At 46.0% G+C, this 20,649-nt stretch carries 15 protein-coding genes, 4 tRNA genes and 2 rRNA genes; 18 read left to right on the forward strand and 3 right to left on the reverse strand.

The window, feature by feature from the left end; genetic code table 11:
* The first annotated feature begins 230 nt into the window (after positions 1-230).
* The 8 genes from LSG31_RS07875 (at position 231) to LSG31_RS07910 (ending at position 8,728) form a co-directional block, all read left to right on the forward strand.
* Positions 231-671: a BrxA/BrxB family bacilliredoxin gene (locus tag LSG31_RS07875; RefSeq protein WP_347438795.1), complete on the forward strand. Its 441-nt coding sequence runs from the start codon at positions 231-233 to the stop codon at positions 669-671.
* Between the two features lie 420 nt (positions 672-1,091).
* Positions 1,092-2,318, forward strand: a complete 1,227-nt coding sequence (locus tag LSG31_RS07880; RefSeq protein WP_347435742.1) for an IS701 family transposase — start codon at positions 1,092-1,094, stop codon at positions 2,316-2,318.
* 666 nt (positions 2,319-2,984) lie between these two features.
* Positions 2,985-4,528: ribosomal RNA gene (locus tag LSG31_RS07885) — 16S ribosomal RNA — on the forward strand.
* A gap of 645 nt (positions 4,529-5,173) precedes the next feature.
* Positions 5,174-8,236: ribosomal RNA gene (locus LSG31_RS07890) — 23S ribosomal RNA — on the forward strand.
* Together the 16S and 23S rRNA genes with 4 tRNA genes alongside form the textbook arrangement of a ribosomal RNA operon.
* A 113-nt stretch (positions 8,237-8,349) precedes the next feature.
* Positions 8,350-8,442, forward strand: a tRNA-Ser gene (locus LSG31_RS07895).
* A gap of 17 nt (positions 8,443-8,459) precedes the next feature.
* Positions 8,460-8,539: transfer RNA gene (locus LSG31_RS07900), tRNA-Leu, on the forward strand.
* Positions 8,540-8,571: 32 nt separating this feature from the next.
* Positions 8,572-8,648 (forward strand) — tRNA-Arg (locus tag LSG31_RS07905).
* Positions 8,649-8,652: 4 nt separating this feature from the next.
* Positions 8,653-8,728 (forward strand) — tRNA-Met (locus LSG31_RS07910).
* A gap of 177 nt (positions 8,729-8,905) precedes the next feature.
* Here LSG31_RS07910 and LSG31_RS07920 read toward each other — a convergent pair.
* A complete protein-coding gene (locus LSG31_RS07920; RefSeq protein WP_347438796.1) occupies positions 8,906-9,385 on the reverse strand; it encodes a YbaK/EbsC family protein in 480 nt (159 codons plus the stop codon).
* Positions 9,386-9,536: 151 nt separating this feature from the next.
* The gene (locus LSG31_RS07925; RefSeq protein WP_347438797.1) at positions 9,537-10,442 is read right to left on the reverse strand and encodes a DMT family transporter; all 906 of its coding nucleotides are present in this window, start codon (positions 10,440-10,442) and stop codon (positions 9,537-9,539) included.
* A 233-nt stretch (positions 10,443-10,675) separates the two neighbouring features.
* On the opposite strand from LSG31_RS07925, the gene LSG31_RS07930 reads away from it, so the two are divergent.
* From LSG31_RS07930 to LSG31_RS07955, 6 genes are all read left to right on the forward strand, one after another.
* Positions 10,676-10,996 carry a hypothetical protein gene (locus tag LSG31_RS07930; protein ID WP_347438798.1) on the forward strand — a complete coding sequence of 107 codons (321 nt, stop codon included), beginning with the start codon at positions 10,676-10,678 and terminating at the stop codon, positions 10,994-10,996.
* 239 nt (positions 10,997-11,235) lie between these two features.
* The gene (locus LSG31_RS07935) at positions 11,236-11,853 is read left to right on the forward strand and encodes a M48 family metallopeptidase (protein ID WP_347438799.1); all 618 of its coding nucleotides are present in this window, start codon (positions 11,236-11,238) and stop codon (positions 11,851-11,853) included.
* Positions 11,854-11,901: 48 nt separating this feature from the next.
* Positions 11,902-12,543, forward strand: a complete 642-nt coding sequence (locus LSG31_RS07940; RefSeq protein ID WP_347438800.1) for an MOSC domain-containing protein — start codon at positions 11,902-11,904, stop codon at positions 12,541-12,543.
* A 323-nt stretch (positions 12,544-12,866) separates the two neighbouring features.
* The gene (locus LSG31_RS07945; protein ID WP_347438801.1) at positions 12,867-14,513 is read left to right on the forward strand and encodes a nitrite/sulfite reductase; all 1,647 of its coding nucleotides are present in this window, start codon (positions 12,867-12,869) and stop codon (positions 14,511-14,513) included.
* A 14-nt stretch (positions 14,514-14,527) separates the two neighbouring features.
* Complete coding sequence (locus LSG31_RS07950; RefSeq protein WP_347438802.1) at positions 14,528-14,734, forward strand: DUF3906 family protein; 207 nt, start codon at positions 14,528-14,530, stop codon at positions 14,732-14,734.
* A 255-nt stretch (positions 14,735-14,989) separates the two neighbouring features.
* Positions 14,990-15,313 carry a rhodanese-like domain-containing protein gene (locus LSG31_RS07955; protein WP_347438803.1) on the forward strand — a complete coding sequence of 108 codons (324 nt, stop codon included), beginning with the start codon at positions 14,990-14,992 and terminating at the stop codon, positions 15,311-15,313.
* 154 nt (positions 15,314-15,467) lie between these two features.
* Here LSG31_RS07955 and LSG31_RS07960 read toward each other — a convergent pair whose 3' ends face one another.
* Positions 15,468-16,244 (reverse strand): ABC transporter ATP-binding protein, encoded by a 777-nt coding sequence (locus LSG31_RS07960; RefSeq protein WP_347438804.1) that lies wholly within the window; start codon positions 16,242-16,244, stop codon positions 15,468-15,470.
* A 205-nt stretch (positions 16,245-16,449) separates the two neighbouring features.
* On the opposite strand from LSG31_RS07960, the gene LSG31_RS07965 reads away from it, so the two are divergent.
* The 4 genes from LSG31_RS07965 to LSG31_RS07980 all read left to right on the forward strand — a co-directional run bounded on the left by LSG31_RS07965 (position 16,450) and on the right by LSG31_RS07980 (position 20,399).
* A complete protein-coding gene (locus LSG31_RS07965; RefSeq protein WP_347438805.1) occupies positions 16,450-17,556 on the forward strand; it encodes an MBL fold metallo-hydrolase in 1,107 nt (368 codons plus the stop codon).
* A 285-nt stretch (positions 17,557-17,841) separates the two neighbouring features.
* Positions 17,842-18,798 (forward strand): cation diffusion facilitator family transporter, encoded by a 957-nt coding sequence (locus tag LSG31_RS07970; protein WP_347438806.1) that lies wholly within the window; start codon positions 17,842-17,844, stop codon positions 18,796-18,798.
* Positions 18,799-18,836: 38 nt separating this feature from the next.
* Entirely contained in the window at positions 18,837-19,241 is a 405-nt protein-coding gene (gene acpS / locus LSG31_RS07975; protein WP_347438807.1) for a holo-ACP synthase, read from the forward strand.
* Between the two features lie 159 nt (positions 19,242-19,400).
* Positions 19,401-20,399: a LolA family protein gene (locus LSG31_RS07980; RefSeq protein WP_347438808.1), complete on the forward strand. Its 999-nt coding sequence runs from the start codon at positions 19,401-19,403 to the stop codon at positions 20,397-20,399.
* The last annotated feature ends 250 nt before the right edge of the window (positions 20,400-20,649 follow it).

The raw sequence follows: 20,649 nt of genomic DNA on the forward strand, positions 1-20,649 counted from the left end.
GGCTGGGAATTGCCTTGCAACAGCTTCTTAACTGTATCGGAGATCACATTTCTATTTCAAGATGCAAAAGTTGAGTAAAATAAGATCCGAGAAAATTAGGAACTTCATGGATTTCAATGGATAGTTTAGGCATACTGATTTAATAAAGGGATTTACTTCTCATAGATGAAAAGAAACTTTATAATGGAAAGAACAGAGGGGCTGTTATGCCTAGAGGAGGTTTATACAAAATGAGTATTCAATTTTTTGAATCTGATATTTATCGGCAAATGTTCCAACAAATGCGGGATGAGCTTACGCAAGTCGGTTTTAAAGAGTTGTTGACGGCTGATGAAGTAAAAGCAAATCTCGACAATGCTCAAGGGACGACGTTGGTTTTTGTAAATTCCGTTTGCGGTTGCGCCGGCGGAATTGCACGGCCTGGAGTGGCTAAGGCGATTCAACACTCCATTCGCCCGGATCATTTGGTAACTGTGTTTGCAGGCCAGGATAAAGAAGCAACAGCCGAAGCGAGAACATATTTCGTTGGATATCCGCCATCGTCGCCGTCTATGGCCTTGTTAAAAGACGGCAAACTGGTATATATGATGGAACGGCACCAAATTGAAGGCAGAGATACTGATGCAGTTGCCGGTGATCTCATTCGTGCATTTGAACAATACTGTGGATAAAAGATAGGCACCCATTTTGGGTGCTTATTTTTTGCAACTTACTTTTAATAACTTACCTGAGTCCGTGACGATAGTTACCAGGTGCCGGGGGCATGCGTGAACACATATCAGGTCGCTCAAACCGGCATCGATCGTCTTGCTCTTGATTGATTCGTAGCGGCCGCAAGACGATCGATAAACTTAGCACTGCATGTGTAACACCTACCCCAAGGTTCACTTCTTTATGCAAGCACCCCAAAGAAATACTTGATAATTAAAAAACTTGAGTCTTGCAAAAATTTTGCTGTAGAAATTTGGCGAAGCCTGTCAAATCTTTAGAACCTTTGTCGCATTGAAAAAATAATAAAGGACACCTGTCATCTTTTGCGGAAATTATAAGTTACCACACAAATAATCCCAAAAGAGGAGATGTCCACTTTCATGGTAACTTTGTATTCTGCTATCGTCAAGTTTATTTTGGCAATGCAATTGCAATTTACAGCGCCACAACGGAACCATCTCCTTCACATCATGCAAGGAATTATTTTGTGTGAAGGGCGTAAAACCATTACACAAATTCGAAGCTCTACGAATTCCTATCGTCATCTCAGTTGCATGACGAAATTCTTGAAACACTCACCTTGGTGTGTAAACCGAATGCAAAAACGCCGTATGCAGTTTTTGTTGGAAAAGATCAGGCGTAAGCATTCTAAAAAGGGAGATACCCGATCCATCGTATTCTTGATCATCGATGATACGAGCTGTAAAAAAGATGTTTCTACCAAACATATTGAAGCACTTGATTTTCATTTTTCCCATGATGAAGGGAAAGGTGTGTGGTCCCATTGTTTAGTTACCGCCCATCTTGTTAGCGAAGGGTATTCCTTCGCATGGGATTTCCGACCCTACTTTCGTGAGGGATACTGTAATGTCAACCAAATTCCATTCAAGAGCAAAAATGATTTGGCTCTGGAACTCATTCAAAGCTATGAAGCATCTGATGATGAGTTGGTTTATGTTCTAATGGATAGTTGGTATACCAGCAAGAAAATCATAGATGCATGTAATGCAAAAGGGTTTCACATTATTGCTGCCGTTAAAACCAATCGCAAAATCCGCCCTGCGGGCATTCGAATTCAGATTGCTGAATTTGCAACGAATTATATTCACCAGTCCGATCTCCACTCTGTTACCGTGGGGAATCAGAACATGTACTGGGTATATGAATATGAAGGCCCGCTGGCAGACGTTGAAAATGTTAAAGTCTTGCTCTCCTGGGAAAAGGAATTCGATTCAAGCAAAACACCGTTTTGTATCCTTTGCACAGATCAAACGTTGGATCTCGAAACCATCCTTCGGTATTATCAAGTGCGCTGGAATATTGAAACCGGATATCGATATTTTAAGGAGATGCTAGGCTTTGACCAATATCAATTGCAATCGTTTTATGCCATTCAGCGTTATTGGGCAATTCAATTCTTGGTCTACAATTTTCTTGAATTACAACGAAACGAATGGTCCACTGAGCAGGATCCAATGACGTTAGGGGACGTAGTACGTCGAATTCGAAAGGAATATTTCGGACAAATCGTTACCTACGTCTATCAACAAGCCCTAGCTCAACGACCTCTTTTCGAAGTGTTAGACGAATTGAAACTAAGTGCCTAATTGCTGTTTTTACGAACACACTATACGTGTGCCCATTTTTCGGCCTAATCGGCCCAAAATGCAAGACTCAAGTAAAAAAATTAAAAATTAAATTGAATAGAGGCCGCATATATAATTTAGGTAGTACATGCAGTGTAAATCCTTTAAAAAACGGAAAACCAATCCTCGTGGATTCAGGAACTTACTTCATTCAATACTATTTGTGTGTATTAAGTATGTGTGAACGAAAGAGTATACGTGATATCTACAGATCATTGACAGCAAAATCGTTTATTTTTGAAGAAATTTGTTTTGAAATAGAGGTTGTGATAAGAATGTGTGTCGTGTTAAGATAGCACCTGTCGCTTTGAGAGAAGCGAATACTAAATGAAAATTAACGGTGTTTATGGTTGTATGGAAGAAGTAATAAAATGTGCGAAATAGAACATGTTAAAAAATATCCGTTGATTTTATTTTTCGAATATGTTAAATTATAAAAACGTCACTGCTTTGGCTGTGTCGGAATGATTTATGAAGTTCCTTGAAAACTAAACAAGTGCAGGGAGTTATTATGTAACTCCTGTCATTAGTCAGCAATGATTCTGACAGGGTCAAGTAATGAATAGGTAGCTCCAACGACCTTCGGTTGCGGAGTAAATTCACACGAAGTGCTGAAGCACTAAGTGTTCATTTGAGAGTTTGATCCTGGCTCAGGACGAACGCTGGCGGCGTGCCTAATACATGCAAGTCGCGCGGACGATGCAAAGCTTGCTTTGCATCGTTAGCGGCGGACGGGTGAGTAACACGTGGGCAACCTGCCGAATCGTTTGGGATAACACCCGGAAACGGGTGCTAATACCGGATAGTTTCTTCCTTCGCATGAAGGGAGACGAAAAGGTCCGTTCGGACCGCGATTCGATGGGCCCGCGGCGCATTAGCTAGTTGGTGGGGTAACGGCTCACCAAGGCGACGATGCGTAGCCGACCTGAGAGGGTGACCGGCCACACTGGGACTGAGACACGGCCCAGACTCCTACGGGAGGCAGCAGTAGGGAATCTTCCGCAATGGGCGCAAGCCTGACGGAGCAACGCCGCGTGAGTGATGAAGGCCTTCGGGTTGTAAAACTCTGTCTTCGGAGACGAACCCGTACGGGAGGAAATGCCCGTGCGTTGACGGTATCCGAGGAGGAAGCCCCGGCTAACTACGTGCCAGCAGCCGCGGTAATACGTAGGGGGCAAGCGTTGTCCGGAATCACTGGGCGTAAAGCGCGCGCAGGCGGCATTTCACGTCTGGGGTGAAAGTCCAGAGCTCAACTCTGGGATGGCCTTGGAAACGGGAGTGCTTGAGCGTCGGAGAGGTAAGGGGAATTCCACGTGTAGCGGTGAAATGCGTAGAGATGTGGAGGAACACCAGTGGCGAAGGCGCCTTACTGGCCGATTGCTGACGCTGAGGCGCGAAAGCGTGGGGAGCAAACAGGATTAGATACCCTGGTAGTCCACGCCGTAAACGATGAGTGCTAGGTGTTGGAGGGTACCACCTCCAGTGCCGAAGCTAACGCATTAAGCACTCCGCCTGGGGAGTACGGTCGCAAGACTGAAACTCAAAGGAATTGACGGGGGCCCGCACAAGCAGTGGAGCATGTGGTTTAATTCGAAGCAACGCGAAGAACCTTACCAGGTCTTGACATCCCGCTGACCGGTGTAGCGATACACCTTCCCTTCGGGGCAGCGGTGACAGGTGGTGCATGGTTGTCGTCAGCTCGTGTCGTGAGATGTTGGGTTAAGTCCCGCAACGAGCGCAACCCTTGATCTGTGTTGCCAGCATTCAGTTGGGCACTCACAGGTGACTGCCGGCGACAAGCCGGAGGAAGGCGGGGATGACGTCAAATCATCATGCCCCTTATGACCTGGGCTACACACGTGCTACAATGGGCGGTACAACGGGATGCGAAGCCGCAAGGCGGAGCCAACCCCTGAAAACCGTTCACAGTTCGGATTGCAGGCTGCAACCCGCCTGCATGAAGCCGGAATTGCTAGTAATCGCGGATCAGCATGCCGCGGTGAATCCGTTCCCGGGCCTTGTACACACCGCCCGTCACACCACGAGAGTTGACAACACCCGAAGTCGGTGGGGCAACCATTTGGGGCCAGCCGCCGAAGGTGGGGTCGATGATTGGGGTGAAGTCGTAACAAGGTAGCCGTATCGGAAGGTGCGGCTGGATCACCTCCTTTCTAAGGATATAAGTCCCTTATGGGGATGCGAAAAAGAGTGTTTGTGTTACACGAATATTGCCCTGCACTTGGTTAGTTTTGAGGGAACCTCCCTCAACTGGAAACATCTGATGGTTGCATCGCCGGATGCAGCGTATTAAGATGGATTTCCTGCTTCCGCAAGGAAGCGTGAATATGGAATGGCTTTTTTATGTTCTTTGTTCTTGATGTTCTTTGAAAACTGGATAGCGAATTCTATCGTATACAGGATGAATACAATGCGTGGTAACTGCGCAAGCAGTACACAATTTCATCAAATGTTTTACCCGAGCGCTTAACGATTTTTATTTGGTATGCATGTTCCATGCAGCACCAAACTGCGACTCGCTAGCGGCGAGAAGTGCTAGGAAGAGATTTCGTGAAGAAGTGAGCATAATGGAATTATGTGAACGATGAACGAAAGATCTGACAACGCAATTCGAAGCCGATAGGTAGAGTCGCCAAGGTTTGGAAAAGGGAAAGAATCATTTGCCGCCAAACTGCGACTCGCTAGCGGCGAGAAGTGCTAGGAAGAGATTTCGTGAAGAAGTGAGCATAATGGAATTATGTGAACGATGAACGAAAGATCTGACAACGCAATTCGAAGCCGATAGATAGAGTCGCCTAGGTTAAGTTAGTAAGGGCGCATGGTGGATGCCTAGGTGCCAGGTGCCGATGAAGGACGGAGCGAACGCCGAAACGCCCCGGGGAGCTGTAAGCAAGCGTTGATCCGGGGATCTCCGAATGGGGCAACCCCCTGCGGTTCATACCGCAGGATTCCGATCTGAATCCATAGGGTCGGAAAGGTACACCAGGGGAACTGAAACATCTAAGTACCCTGAGGAAAAGAAAACAACAGTGATTCCCTAAGTAGCGGCGAGCGAACGGGGAATAGCCCAAACCGCACATGCTTGCATGTGCGGGGTTGCGGGGCGTCTCATACGAAGTTATCAATCCATTGGGTAGGAGAACGGCCTGGAACGGCCGATCGCAGAGGGTGACAATCCCGTATCTGAAACCAAATGGACTTCGAGACGAACCCCAAGTACCGCGGGACACGTGAAATCCCGTGGGAATCCGGGAGGACCACCTCCTAAGGCTAAATACACCCTGGCAACCGATAGTGAACCAGTACCGTGAGGGAAAGGTGAAAAGCACCCCGGGAGGGGAGTGAAACAGAACCTGAAACCATGTGCCTACAATCAGTCGGAGGGCCATACCACCCCAAAAAGTATTACTTTTCGGGGACCCCGGTTAGCCTGACGGCGTGCCTTTTGTAGAATGAACCGGCGAGTGATGGTCGCAAGCGAGGTTAAAGCGAGAAGCTGGAGCCGTAGCGAAAGCGCGTCTGAAAAGGGCGGCAGTTTGCGGTCATCGACCCGAAACCGGGTGATCTACCCCTGGTCAGGGTGAAGTTGCGGTAAAACGCAATGGAGGCCCGAACCCACTGACGTTGAAAAGTCAGGGGATGAACTGGGGGTAGGGGAGAAATTCCAATCGAACTCGGAGATAGCTGGTTCTCCCCGAAATAGCTTTAGGGCTAGCGTTGGAGCGAGAGGGATGGAGGTAGAGCACTGATTGGGCTAGGGGCCTGTCCAAGGTTACCGAACTCAGTCAAACTCCGAATGCCGTTTCCTTATCTCCAGCAGTCAGACTACGAGTGCTAAGATCCGTGGTCAAAAGGGAAACAGCCCAGACCATCAGCTAAGGTCCCCAAGTTCCGGTTAAGTGGGAAACGATGTGGCGGTGCACAGACAACCAGGATGTTGGCTTAGAAGCAGCCACCATTGAAAGAGTGCGTAATAGCTCACTGGTCGAGTGACGCTGCGCGGAAAATGTAACGGGGCTAAACCGGACACCGAAGCTATGGATGTGCCTGTCGGCACGTGGTAGGGGAGCGTTCTCAGCGAGTGGAAGTCAGACCGGAAGGTCTGGTGGATGGCTGAGAAGTGAGAATGCCGGTATAAGTAGCGAAAAGACAGGTGAGAATCCTGTCCACCGAAAGCCTAAGGGTTCCTGGGGAAGGCTCGTCCTCCCAGGGTTAGTCGGGACCTAAGCCGAGGCCGAAAGGCGTAGGCGATGGACAACTGGTGGAAATTCCAGTACCACCGTGTCACCGTTCCCATCTATGATTTACATCAATGAATGGGTCCCCGCGAAAGTAATCGGAATACGCTTCGAAGCGTTCCGTCACTTTCGTGGGAGAATTAGCGAGGGAGTGACGCAGGAGGATAGGGTGAGCGGCCTGTTGGATGGCCGTGCAAGCAGCAAGGCTGGGAGATTGGCAAATCCGTCTTCCATACGGTCAAGCTGTGATGCCGAGCGAAATTGTAGTAGCGAAGTCCCTGATTTCACACTGCCAAGAAAAGCTTCTAGCGAGGGGACAGGTGCCCGTACCGCAAACCGACACAGGTAGGCGAGGAGAGAATCCTCAGGTGCGCGGGAAAACTCTCGTTAAGGAACTCGGCAAAATGGCCCCGTAACTTCGGGAGAAGGGGCGCTCTGGTAGGGTGTTCTTTACGAATGCCTGAGAGAGCCGCAGTGAAAAGGCCCAAGCGACTGTTTAGCAAAAACACAGGTCTCTGCTAAGCCGAAAGGCGATGTATAGGGGCTGACGCCTGCCCGGTGCTGGAAGGTTAAGAGGAGGGGTTATCCCTTGCGGGAGAAGCTCTGAATTGAAGCCCCAGTAAACGGCGGCCGTAACTATAACGGTCCTAAGGTAGCGAAATTCCTTGTCAGGTAAGTTCTGACCCGCACGAATGGCGTAACGACTTGGGCGCTGTCTCAACGAGAGACCCGGTGAAATTGTAGTACCTGTGAAGATGCAGGTTACCCGCGGCTAGACGGAAAGACCCCGTGGAGCTTGACTGTAGCTTGATATGGAAGTTGGGTACTTCATGTACAGGATAGGTGGGAGACTGCGAAGCCAGGGCGCCAGCCTTGGTGGAGTCAATCTTGGGATACCACCCTTGAAGTATCCGGCTTCTAACTCGACGCCCTGAAGCGGGTGTGAGGACAGTGTCAGGTGGGCAGTTTGACTGGGGCGGTCGCCTCCCAAAGCGTAACGGAGGCGCCCAAGGGTTCCCTCAGCGCGGTTGGAAATCGCGCGGCGAGTGCAAAGGCAAAAGGGAGCTTGACTGCGAGACTTACAAGTCGAGCAGGGACGAAAGTCGGGCTTAGTGATCCGGCGGTGCCGAGTGGAAGGGCCGTCGCTCAACGGATAAAAGCTACCCCGGGGATAACAGGCTTATCTCCCCCAAGAGTCCACATCGACGGGGAGGTTTGGCACCTCGATGTCGGCTCATCGCATCCTGGGGCTGAAGTCGGTCCCAAGGGTTGGGCTGTTCGCCCATTAAAGCGGTACGCGAGCTGGGTTCAGAACGTCGTGAGACAGTTCGGTCCCTATCTGCCGCGGGCGCAGGAAATTTGAGAAGTGCTGTCCTTAGTACGAGAGGACCGGGATGGACCGACCGCTGGTGTCTCAGTTGTGGTGCCAACTGCATCGCTGAGTAGCCAAGTCGGGACGGGATAAGCGCTGAAAGCATCTAAGCGCGAAGCCCGCTTCAAGATGAGATTTCCCACTAGGAAGCTAGGTAAGACCCCATGAAGAAGACATGGTTGATAGGTCTGGAGTGTACGTGTGGCGACACATTGAGCTGACAGATACTAATCGGTCGAGGACTTAACCTAAACAAAAAGGTTTACGTGCGCAAAGGATACGATAGCATTCGCATCTGGTTTTGAGAGTGCATATCAATTATATAAAATGTGTATGAAGGAATTTTTCATATAGCCTCTAGTAAGGATGGATACTCAAGTGGCCGAAGAGGGCGGTTTGCTAAACCGTTAGGAGGATATAAATTCTCGCGAGGGTTCAAATCCCTCTCCATCCGCCAGCTTTATTATTTGTTTTGCGGGTGTGGCGGAATTGGCAGACGCACTGGATTTAGGTTCCAGCGGGCGACCGTGGGGGTTCAAGTCCCTCCACCCGCATTTTCTTGCTTGTTGTATTCAAAAAAATATATGTGCCCTTAGCTCAGCTGGATAGAGCGTTTGACTACGAATCAAAAGGTCGGGAGTTCGAATCTCTCAGGGCACGCCATTATCGCGGGGTGGAGCAGTTGGTAGCTCGTCGGGCTCATAACCCGAAGGTCGCAGGTTCAAGTCCTGTCCCCGCAACCATAACTGTTGTCATTCTCTTCTAGAACAATCGCAGGCCAAATAGTATATCCAAGACCATTTATCACCATTTCTCTGCAAGTTTCCATTTTATCCACTTCCATTGCAATCTTCGGTGGTTTTGAAACGACCTTAAATTAACCTCCCGTTAAAGTTGAACAGCCATACCGAACAAAAACTTTATTTTATAGGCATAATTCGCCCGTGTGTCATTCCGACTAATTCATCTGGTGTTAATTCAAATACTGCTTTGGGATGCCCTGCTGCAGCCCATATTGTGTTGAATTGAAAGAGGTCTTCGTCAACTATTGTCAAAATGGTTTCTATATGCCCGAGTGGCGCAACCCCGCCAATTACAAACCCGGTGCGTTCACGTACAAAATCTGCATCGGCTTTTCCAAGTTTGTCATTTAACTGATTGGCAATTTGCTTCTCATTCACACGATTCACCCCGCTAGCAACAACCAGTAGCGGCTTGTCTGAATTTTTGAGATGGAAAATAATCGACTTAGCAATTTGTGCAACCTCACAACCGATAGCTTCTGCAGCTTCTTGGGCAGTTCGCGCGCTGTCCGGTAATTCCACAACTTTATTTGAATATCCCAATTCTAACAATTTGTCTTGCACCCGTTGTGCACTTTCTTTTAGCTGATTCGTCAAAGCAAATCCCTCCGTATATGATGAATTTTTCATAATTCGACTCTAAAAATGCATGACTATCCGTGCCTTTCTATATTGTTCGGAACAAAGTATGTTTGGATTTTAACTGCAATACTTTAACCGAAACGATTTCATCCATTTTTGGTCCATTTCAAGATACGGTATTCTCTCGTTGAGGAATTCGTTTTTCCAGGATCCCCGTTACAAGAACGACTGCAATCAATATGACAAAAAGCCCTAAAATTTCATTCCACGCAATCTTTTCATGTAAGAAAACAGCGCCCCAGATAATTCCGAAACCGGGGACTAAAAATGTAACAGTAAGTGTTTTCGTCCCGCCGATTTTTGCCAAAAGGCGAAAATAAATGATATACGCGAGCGCTGTACACACAATTGCTAGTGCCAGTGTGGAAAAAACAATCAACTGTCCAGGCGCATGTTGCGGCAAAAATGCAAGACTGAATGGAAGCAAGAAAATAGAAGCGCCTAATTGCTGACCGTAAGCAGCAGTGATCGGATGCATGCCGGCTGTAATACGTCTGGCATAAATGGTGCCAATACTATAACAAAAAGCAGCACCGAGGGATGCAGCGATAAACAGACCGTTGCCATGTGCAGATGAGGAATCTGAGGAGACAGGACCAACGCTTGTCAAAATGATCACACCTGCGATACCTGCTATAATGCCCGCTAATTTACTTGGCGTGATTTTTTCATTCAATACAATAGCTGACACGACTAATGAAAAAAGTGGGGTAGTCGCATTTAAAATCGATGAAAGTCCGGATGAAAGTTTCAATTCAGCTGTAGCAATCAAAACAAAGGGGATGGCAGCATTAATTGCACCGACTCCGATCAAATGCAGGATCGTTTTCCAAGGGATTTTCCATGATCGAATTTTCCAAACGAAAAATGCCAACGCAGCCGTTGCGATGACCACACGTAACTCGATTAAAACAATCGGGCCCAAGACAGGTGCAGCAATTCTCATGAACAGAAATGAACCGCCCCATAGTGCACCTAAGCAAATAATCCAAAGAAAATCTATAATTTCCACTGTTTCGAACCTCCGAACTTTTTACTAACTCAATAATAGAGGATAGCTAAAGAATCGTAAATGTATCATTAGGAAGAAAATTTTGCATGGCACATGTCCCAAACAAATTATTTTCCAATGAATACACTAATAGCAAAACAAATCCGTTGTTTAAACCATTCAAAATGGCAAAAGCGCGGGATACTCAATCGTTTTATAAGACTTCTGCCAGAAAGAGATGAAGGTGGTAGGCTGTGAGATTTGATACATTTTTGAAAATGGGTTCTTATCTAGCAGACATTTGGAAGCATGAATCCTTTCAGGAAATGTCCAAAATGGTTCATAAGGGAATTCGACGCAGAATGGATTCCTATGATTCCAGTGATCGATATTTATCGCATCCCTATTCCTCGATGAATCCAAATCGTCCGCAAAAACGACAGTCGGATCGGAAACAAATGTTACTGCCACAACAACAGAATAGAAAAAATTTAGGAGAGTTAATTACTCCCGAGACGATACAATCCGCTTTTCAATTGCATCAGACGATTAAAAAATTTTTAGATCATAAATAAGTTTGAGAACATGCATTTGAGGGGCAATTCCACAAAAGGGAACATTTTGTGGAATTTTTTTGTGTTATGCAGAATCGCAGAATAGAAATTCTCGTAAAGTAGCAGATTCAATCTTTTTGAGTATCCTCTGTATCTTCTGTATCTTCTGTAGCTCTCTATTAGAAAAGTGGAAAATAGACAAGAAACAAAAATTCAGAGACAATATATATATACTAGATAATTGTAAGGGGCAGCTCAATGTGAATCAGCGAACAAAGGGTCAGGCAGGACCGAAAGAATCGGATGGTGCTTGGACAATTGAATCTCCCTCTGCGCTCGTACAAGGATTGGCCAAGGAAAGCCGATTTTACTACCAGGGAAAACCGTTTATCATTCAGATCGTACGTCCTCAGAATGGGCAGGCCTCTCCTAAAAAAGGCCATGTAGCAATGGAATTCAAAGATGGCAAACTTCGAATCATTTGGCTGCCAGATATAAACAGACCGCATCCATTACTTGTGCGCAGGGTATTGTTGGAATGGTACAAACAAAATGCCAGACAATTGATTCCGGAAAGAGTTCGATTGCTTAGCAAACGAATGAATCTTTCCTATAATCGGATTACATTGAAAGATCAAAAGACCCGTTGGGGAAGTTGCTCTTCTTTGCGAAATTTGAATTTTAATTGGCGGCTCATCATGGCTCCACCGGATGTTTTGGATTACGTAGTCATACATGAATTGGCCCATTTGCGCGAAATGAATCATTCCAAACAGTTTTGGTCTATAGTCGAGCAGTTTATGCCACAGTATCGTATACACAAAGATTGGCTGAAAGAAAATGGAGCACAATTGTTTACACTGAAGGGCGATGTATAAAGATTCGATACATAGATGTATCCAATATAAAATCCAGGAGGGACGAATATGCAGATCAAATCGATTAATGTTGGAGTTCCGGCGCCAATGGTGTATGCCGATCAAGAGATTGCGACGGGGATTTTTAAACAGTCGGTAGGCGCAAAGGCTGTTTTTTTGGATTTGATCAATATAGCCGGGGACAGGCAAGCAGATCTGGTCAACCACGGCGGGAAAGATAAGGCCGTTTGTTTGTATCCCTACGATCATTATCCGTATTGGGAGAAGCGCTTAGGGAGAAAGCTGCCATTTGCATCCTTTGGCGAAAATCTTACAGCAGCGGACATAACAGAAGAAAGTGTATGCATCGGTGATGTATACCAATTGGGTGATGCGATTGTTCAGATCAGCCAACCTCGTCAACCTTGCTACAAACTGGCCACACGCTTTCAAATACCCGACATGGTGGATCAAATTCGCATGAATGGATACAGCGGGTTTTATATGCGAGTGCTCAAGCCTGGCATGATTTCCATTGAAAAAGGAATAAACATAATGGAAAAACATCCGGAAGGGATAACGGTAGCATTCACAAATCATATTATGTTTCACGATCGATTCAACCGGGAAGCATTACTACAATTGATTCATTTGGATGTACTTGCAGAAAGTTGGAAAAAGACCTTTCGAGAGCGACTGGAATCCCTTTAAGTGCGTGTTCAAAAAGTGGTTAAGTAAGACACAAGGAGTGCGAAGTCGAAGCACGAAAAGGCGACGGAGTGTACGTGTTTGGTACATGAGTAAGCTTTTTTGGGATTCGACAAAGCAATCCGCCGTGGAGTTTTGACTACTTTTTGAACATCCTCTTTAAAAATTTCGTTTCCGTTTTATTTTGCACTTGCTATCTTCACTTCATGGCAAGTGTCTTTTTTTTGATTGGATCTTTTGAATGGGAGTTTACAGAATGCAAGAAAACCTGTATGATATTAATATTAGTAATCCGAGTAGTTTAGTTTGAAATTGGAGGTACCCTGATGGCAACTTATACAAAAGTTTGGGCAGAAGATACAAGCAAGTTAAATAAACTAGAGTTGGCAAAATTAGAAAAAGATGGACTTGATGTCATTGCAGACGTTTATCGATATGCAAATTTAGGCTTTGATGCAATTACTCCTGATGACATGGATCGGTTCAAGTGGGCGGGTATTTATCAGCAAAAACCGAAAACCGGCCATTTCATGATGCGTGTGCGCATCCATTCAGGTGTCCTGTCCACGAAACAGGCGCGGGCGATTGCAGGCATCAGCCGTGATTATGGACGGAATTTGATCGATGTAACGACACGCCAGGCGGTTCAGTTCCATTGGCTGCAAATCCAGGATATGCCGGATATTTTCGGACGCTTGGCGGCAGTCGGTTTGTCTTCCTTCGAAGCGTGCGGCGACTGCCCGCGTACATTTATCGGCAATCCGCTTGCAGGGATCGATCCGGACGAATTGATGGATACCCGTCCGCTGATTGAAGAGTTATCCAAGGCGCTGCATTTAAATCGGGAATTTTCCAATCTTCCGCGCAAATACAAAGTATCTTTGTCTGCAAATGTGTACAATACGTCACATGCGGAAATCAACGATTTGGCATTTGTGCCTGCTACAAAAGAGATCGATGGAGAAGAAGTGGTTGGTTTCCATATTCTCGTCGGCGGCGGATTATCTACAAAGCCGCATTTGGCATTGCCGATCGATATATTTGTCCGTCCTGAAGATGTAGTAAAAGTAGCGCTTGGCGTTACTACAATCTTCCGGGATTATGGCTATCGGGAAAAGCGTACACATGCCCGTTTCAAATTCTTGGTGGCTGACTGGGGAGCAGATACGTTTTTGGAAAAATTGACGGAAATCATCGGGCCGATGCCTTCGCGCGGGGTCGATCAAGGAAAAGGATGGAACGCTGGTTACTTTACAGGTGTTCATCCGCAGAAACAAGAGGGACTGTCATATATCGGACTCTCGATCCAAGTGGGCCGTTTAAGCGCGGAAGAGTTGTTCGAGTTGGCTGATTTGGCAGACCGTTATGGCAATGGGGAACTGCGGACATGTAATTCCCAAAATATTATTCTGCCGAACATTCCGAATGAAAAAATCGACGAAGTATTGGCGGAACCATTGTTAAAGCGTCTCACTCCTTTTCCAAAACTGTTTGCCGGCCACGTGATTTCTTGTACGGGTAATGAGTTTTGCAACTTGGCCGTCACGGAAACAAAAGAGCGGATGAAAGCAATCTCCAATTATTTGGATGAGCATGTCGAATTGGATACGCCAGTCCGAATTCATGTGAATGGCTGTCCGAACTCTTGCGGCCAGCAACAAATCGCGGACATCGGTTTGCAGGGTGCATTAGTGAAAAAACCGGATGGCGTGCGTGATGCGTTTGATATTTTTGTTGGCGGTACACTGGGGCCGGATGCAAGATTCAACACGAAGCTAAAAGGCAGAGTGGAAGGGGACTTGGTCGGACCGGTTCTGGAACGCCTCATTCTTTTCTACAAAACGGAACGTACGCCGAATGAGTTGTTTTATCAATTTGTTGCGCGTGTTGGAATTCCGGCAATGCAACAAAAGCTAGACCAAGCGATCGCTGAAGTGGCAGAAGTGCAAGAAGTAGCAGCAGGAAAGGAATAAGTGTGGAGTTCCCCATGTTTCTTTATAAATTAGAATGTCAGATAGCTGAGCACGGACTGACAACGGTTATTTTAGCAGCAAATGATGACCATTCTGCCTTGGAGTTGGCAGAACAATTAGTAAAACGGCAGTTTTTAACATCTGTTGCGATTGAAGAAACAGCCTTGCTTGAGAAAAAACCGGTAAAATCGGGAGCCGGTTATTTTCTTGACCGCAATTGAATACTTGGCAGCAAATTCGATCGAAATTCAAAAATATCTGCAATTGTTCCAACAGGTGATGGGTTCGTGTCCTTCACCTGTTTTTTGCGCGTGAAAACAGTTTTGGATAACCTCTGTTTTTTTGATATACTATCAGCAATTATAAGTGACATAACTGTATAAGCTTAGTTTCACTTTAAGTGCGTGTTCAAAAAGCGACTACTTTTTGAACATCCTCTTTAAGCTTGGTTTTTTCATGGGAAGGGGTATATAGAGATGAACGAAAATGGAAATGTATTTTTTGAAGAGATTGATCCGGCTGAAGTAGAGCAAAGTATAGCGGAGCGACAGACGAAAATTATCGATGTCCGGGAAGTGGATGAATACAATAGCGGACATATTCCAAGCGCCAAGTTAATTCCCCTCAGCGAGTTTGCCGAACGTTTTCAGGAGATCGATCCGGAAGATTCGGTGATTCTCGTCTGCAGAAGCGGAAAACGAAGCGCAATGGCTTGTGAATTTTTGGCGCGGCAAGGATATTCCAAGATTAAAAATATGGTCGGCGGAATGCTTGCATGGCAAGGCGACGTTGAAAAATAGCCAGCGACTAAAAAAGCGCGGCTAAAGCGAAAAGACTGCTAGACAAATGGGAATCGGATTTTTGAAAATTGGACAAATATGACTCCTCTATGGCACGTAAAAGTTCTCTCATGCAATCGGAAAACATGTGCTTTAGAGGAGTCTGTGCCATACATTAGGATCTGTTCACAATTTGAATCCACGGCCGATCATTGTTCCATTCCAATTTTACATCCACTTGGAATGTATCCCGCAAATGCTGCTCTGTCAATATTTCACGCTTTGGACCACTAGCGACAAATTTTCCATTTGCAATCAGTGCAACATGTGTAAATACAGGCAAAATTTCTTCGATGTGATGTGTAACCAGAATAATAGACATGCTTTGATCCTGTCCCATTGTTTGCAATACTTGCAAAAATTGCTCCCGCGCCCGCAGATCCAACCCGAAACAAGGTTCATCCAGGATCAACAAATGCGGCTGAGCCATTTGCGCACGAGCCAATAGCACTTTTTGTTTTTCCCCTTGCGAGAGCACACCATATCGGCTCTTCGCAAGTGTCTGGCAGTTCATGTGTTCGAGGATCTGGTGTGCTTGTTCATAATCCCCGTGCTCCGGCTTTGTCCAAATGCCGATGGATGCATATTTCCCGCTGACCACTACCTCCAAGACAGAATCACTGGGATAGATTTGTTCGCGAATGGCGGAACTTACCCAGCCAATCGACTTTCTCACATGTTGAATTTCACATTCGCCAAATGTGTTTCCAAGTACTTGTATCTTGCCGCGAGTGGGCCATTCATACCCGGTAATCATTTTTAACAAGGATGTTTTTCCGGAACCGTTCAGACCAACGAGGGCCCAATGTTCATGTTCTTTGATTTGCCATTGAATATCGTCTAATATCGGTTTTTGTTCGCGAATCCAGGAAAGATTTTTTACGTCTAACATGTTCATCCTAACACCTCGTGAAAAATTGTAATTCTTATATAGTTCGCAATTGTCCGGCAAATTCCTTTTCGCAATGAAGAAACTGGAAACAAGTTGCAGTATGGATTGCAAACCATTGTGGTTATCCTAACTGTAACGAAAAACAGCAAGTGTTAGAGTGATACACGTATGTCTACATTGGCGCGTGTTAAAGGAGGAACCTTATATGGCAGTGCAGGCAATTACAACACGTGAGATGTATGATCGGATGCGGGCAGGTGAATCCTTTTTTATACTGGATGTTCGCAATCGTGTGGATTACCAGGATTGGCGCATACAAGGGCAAGCATTGAAAGCGATCAATATTCCGTATTTCGAGTTTCGTGAAGATGAAATCAATAATCAGTTGATACCAAAAAACACACATGTGATTGTCGTCTCGCTGGAAGAGGAATCAGCCAACAAAGTGGCTGAGCATATGCAGGAGAAAGGATACAATGTTTCATATTTACAAAGCGGTTTCCAAACCTGGTACCAATTTTATGTGCAATCCAATATTATTGAACAGCCGCAACTGAAGCTGATTCAAGTCAATCGCGTGGCGAAAGGCTGCTTGTCTTACGTCATTGTTTCCGGGAAACAGATGTGTGTCGTCGATCCGGCCATTCATATACAGCAGTATTTGGAAATTGCCGAACGGGAAAATGCAAAAATCACGCATATTATTGACACGCATATTCATACGGATCATATCTCTGGCGCCCGCGAATTACTCAAGCATACCAAGGCGGAATACTACATTCCAAAAAGTGAAGCGCATCAAACTCAACTGCATTGTACATTTTTAAATCAGGGTACGATTCGTTGCGGCTCTGTCGAGATTCGGACGGTTTATGTACCGACGGAAGGACAAACGATGGGGGGGTCTGCCGCTCTTGTCGTCAACAACCAGGCGCTTCTTTCCGGTGACTCCATTGTTGTAGGCGAAGTGGGGATTCCTGATATGGCCGGAAAAGCACAAGAATGGGCAGAAAAATTATTTAATACTACATTTCGACGAGTGAAAAATCTTGATAACGATGTATTGGTTCTGCCTGCACATTATGCAGATATCCAGGCGATTAACAGAGGCGGGTATGTGGGTGCGTTTTTGGGCGACCTTCGTCACGGCGCCGAGGCCATGGCAAAGAATCCATCGATTACCTTTAAAAAACGCGTCGAAGGGGCTGTAGCCGCTTTGCATCCCAATTATCTGGACATCGTCGATGTCAACCGCGGTGTCATGGACATTGATCAGGTAAACGTGCAGGAATTGGAACTGGGAGATCTCTAGCGTTTAGGAAATGATAAACAGCAGAAAACAGTTTTCGAAGGATTCAGGAAGTTCTTTGAATCGTGGTACAACGCGGTTTTTTGTGCATTCGTTATTTACACCGCCAAAAAAGGGTGTTACAGTATGTACATACGACAAGCCGCAAAACACTCCCACAAGCAACTTGGGAGTGTTTTTTTAATCATCAGGATTCCTTGCAACGATCGGTTGATCTGAATTCAAAAGAATACCATAAAGGGCAAACGAGAGATACGTCTTTGGGTTCTATATATCGAGGTGAAACGAATGGAGAGGGAGAGAATCAGCCGTTGGGTCGGTGGGGTCAGCACTTTCAGCAATATACTTCTGACAGCAGTGAAATGTATTGTAGGCATTTGGGCTGGGAGCGATGCGTTATTTGCTGACGGAATTCATTCTGCTACCGACTCATTAGCCTCAATGGCAGTCCTGGGAGCAATCAGTATTTCCAATCGCCCGGCAGATGAAGATCATCCATATGGTCATGGAAAAGCGGAGGTCATTGCATCCGCTGTCGTAGCGGTTGTCTTGATTTTGGCAGGGTTTGACGTGATATACTCCTCGACAAAATCAATTTGGCATCACCAGCAGACAGGCAGTGATTCGGTTGGCATGGAGAGCTGGGCGCTTTGGGCTGCTATCGTTTCGTTAGTAATTAAAGAAATATTGTACAGATATACGATACGTAAGGCGAGAATGCTGCAAAGTCAGGCATTGGAAGCGTTGGCGGAAGATCACCGTTCGGATGTCTGGGCATCTTTGGCGGCGGCCATCGGCATCGGCATTGCCATCATCGGAATTGTCAAAAACATGCCGCTGCTCACTTACGCAGATCCTGTAGCCGGTATTTTAGTCGGTTTACTGATCTTGTATATTTCCTATCGGATGGGTTATGGGGCTGTCCAAACATTAATGGAGAGAAATGCGCCTCCCGAGTTTATACAATCGCTTGAGGATTTGGTGTCATCTGTAACAGGCGTGGAACGAATCGACCGGATCCGGGCACGTGAACACGGTCACTATATTTTGGTGGATGTCAGAATTTCTGTTCTTGGCACACTTACCATCCAGGAAGGTCATGATTTGTCGCGGGAAGTGAAACATTCCATTATGGAAAAACATAAGCGGGTACATGAAGTACTGATTCATTTAAATCCGTATTATAAAGAGAATGGCAATAAAGAGGATGATTCTGGTTCAGACGATGAACCGGTCATCGATTGATGGCATGGATTCGATTGATCAAATGAGGAAGCGTGGGAATGTTCGTGATCGCAGGCATTGGCGTTGATTTGGCGGATTTGAAACGAATTCGGGAGGTCTTGGAAAGACACAGGGAAGGATTTATACGGCGAATTTTTTCAGGACAGGAGCAAAGGAATCATACTGCATTCTTGCAAACTCCCACATCATCACGGACCGTTGAGTTTATCGGCGGCCGTTTTGCCGTCAAGGAAGCTGTTTCGAAGGCTCTTGGCTGCGGCATTGGGACGATTGGCTGGCATGACATCGAAGTCGTGCAATTGCCAAGCGGCGCTCCGTCTGTGCAACTAACCGGCCAGGCGCTGGCATTGGCTGCTGCGAGGAAGATTGAGAAATGGCATGTGTCGATCAGTCATGCGAAGGATTCGGTGGTTGCTTTTGTGGTGGCGGAAACCAAGGATTAGATTTTAACAAAAAAGACGAAGAAAATTTCACCGATCATTTCTATTTCTCCATCCATTTCTAAAACTCTCGATAGCACTACGTCAACTTGTACATAAATATTGGACGAGTGGAATATATGTGTTATCAAGGAAACTTGAAATCGGTGAGGAGTGGTTGGAGTGCGAAAATATTTCCGCTGGCTGCTGACGCTGTTGTTGGTCATGGGTCTGGGACTGGCCGGGTGCGGGATCAAAACATCCGATTCCGTAGTGAAAGAGTTGGATCATGTCAGCAAGTCGCTAACATCCTACAAAAGTACTGCGATGATGTCTGTCAAGATGCAAAACAGCATTCAAAAGTATTATATTGAAACATGGTATCAAGCGCCTGATGAATATCGAATCGCCCTTGGCAATGAGAACAAAGAGATTTCACAGGTGATCGTTAAAAACAAAGAAGGGATTTTCATCGTAAGCCCCCAGTTAAAAAAGACGTTTCGTTTTAAAGGGGAATGGGCAGAAAACCAAGGCCATATTTACTTGTATCATTCTGTGATTCATAGAATCCTGGATTCAAAAGATAAACATTATTCTTCGGGAGACGGATATGTGGCCTTTGACATGCCGATGAATCCTGAAAATCCTTTGGTAGCCAGGCAAAAAATCGAATTGGATGCAAAAACGCTTTATCCCAAACAGGTGATTTTGTTAGACCGCAAGGACACTCCGATTGTAACGGTACAGTATGATTCATTCAAAACAGGCGTCAGCTTTGACAAAGACGCATTTGACCCGCAAAAAGCGCTGGCGCTGGCACAGAACAGCGATGTGGCGGTCATGGCTGGTTCCAAGGATTTCGGTGTAGTGGAGCCGGCGTATTTGCCGATCGGAACAAAGAAACTGGCGCAAGATACGGAAACGGATCATACGATCTTGATTCGCTATGCCGGACAACATCCCTTAACATTAGTCGAAGAGCGCCCTGCACCGAAAGAATCCGTATTAACAAGCGGAACCCTATATGATATTTATGGACTGCCGATTATCCTTACAGGAACAAACGATGCCCGGACGATGTATTGGCTGAATCACAATGTCCAATATTCCCTCTCTTCGTCCATGCCGATCGGGGAAATGGAGAAAGTGGCGGCATCAACCATGGCGTCCGTCGGAAAGTAAAGCAGGATAAAAACCGGCATCAAGGATCCGGGGAAAAAAACAGCATGTTACATGGAAGCATCTACAGAAGTTACATGGAAGCATGACAGAGTAAGCTAACCAGCAGCAAAACAGTAGCTGACCAGTTGCAAAGCGTTCGCATTGCAACTGGTTTCCGTTCATGGATTGATATATACTAGATTTCGGAATAAAATTTCTGATCAAGAGAAATGGAAAACCTGGGTTTGTACTATAGCTGAAATTGCAAACA

Origin of the sequence: Fodinisporobacter ferrooxydans (assembly GCF_022818495.1) — a bacterium.
Classification (GTDB): domain Bacteria; phylum Bacillota; class Bacilli; order Tumebacillales; family MYW30-H2; genus Fodinisporobacter; species Fodinisporobacter ferrooxydans.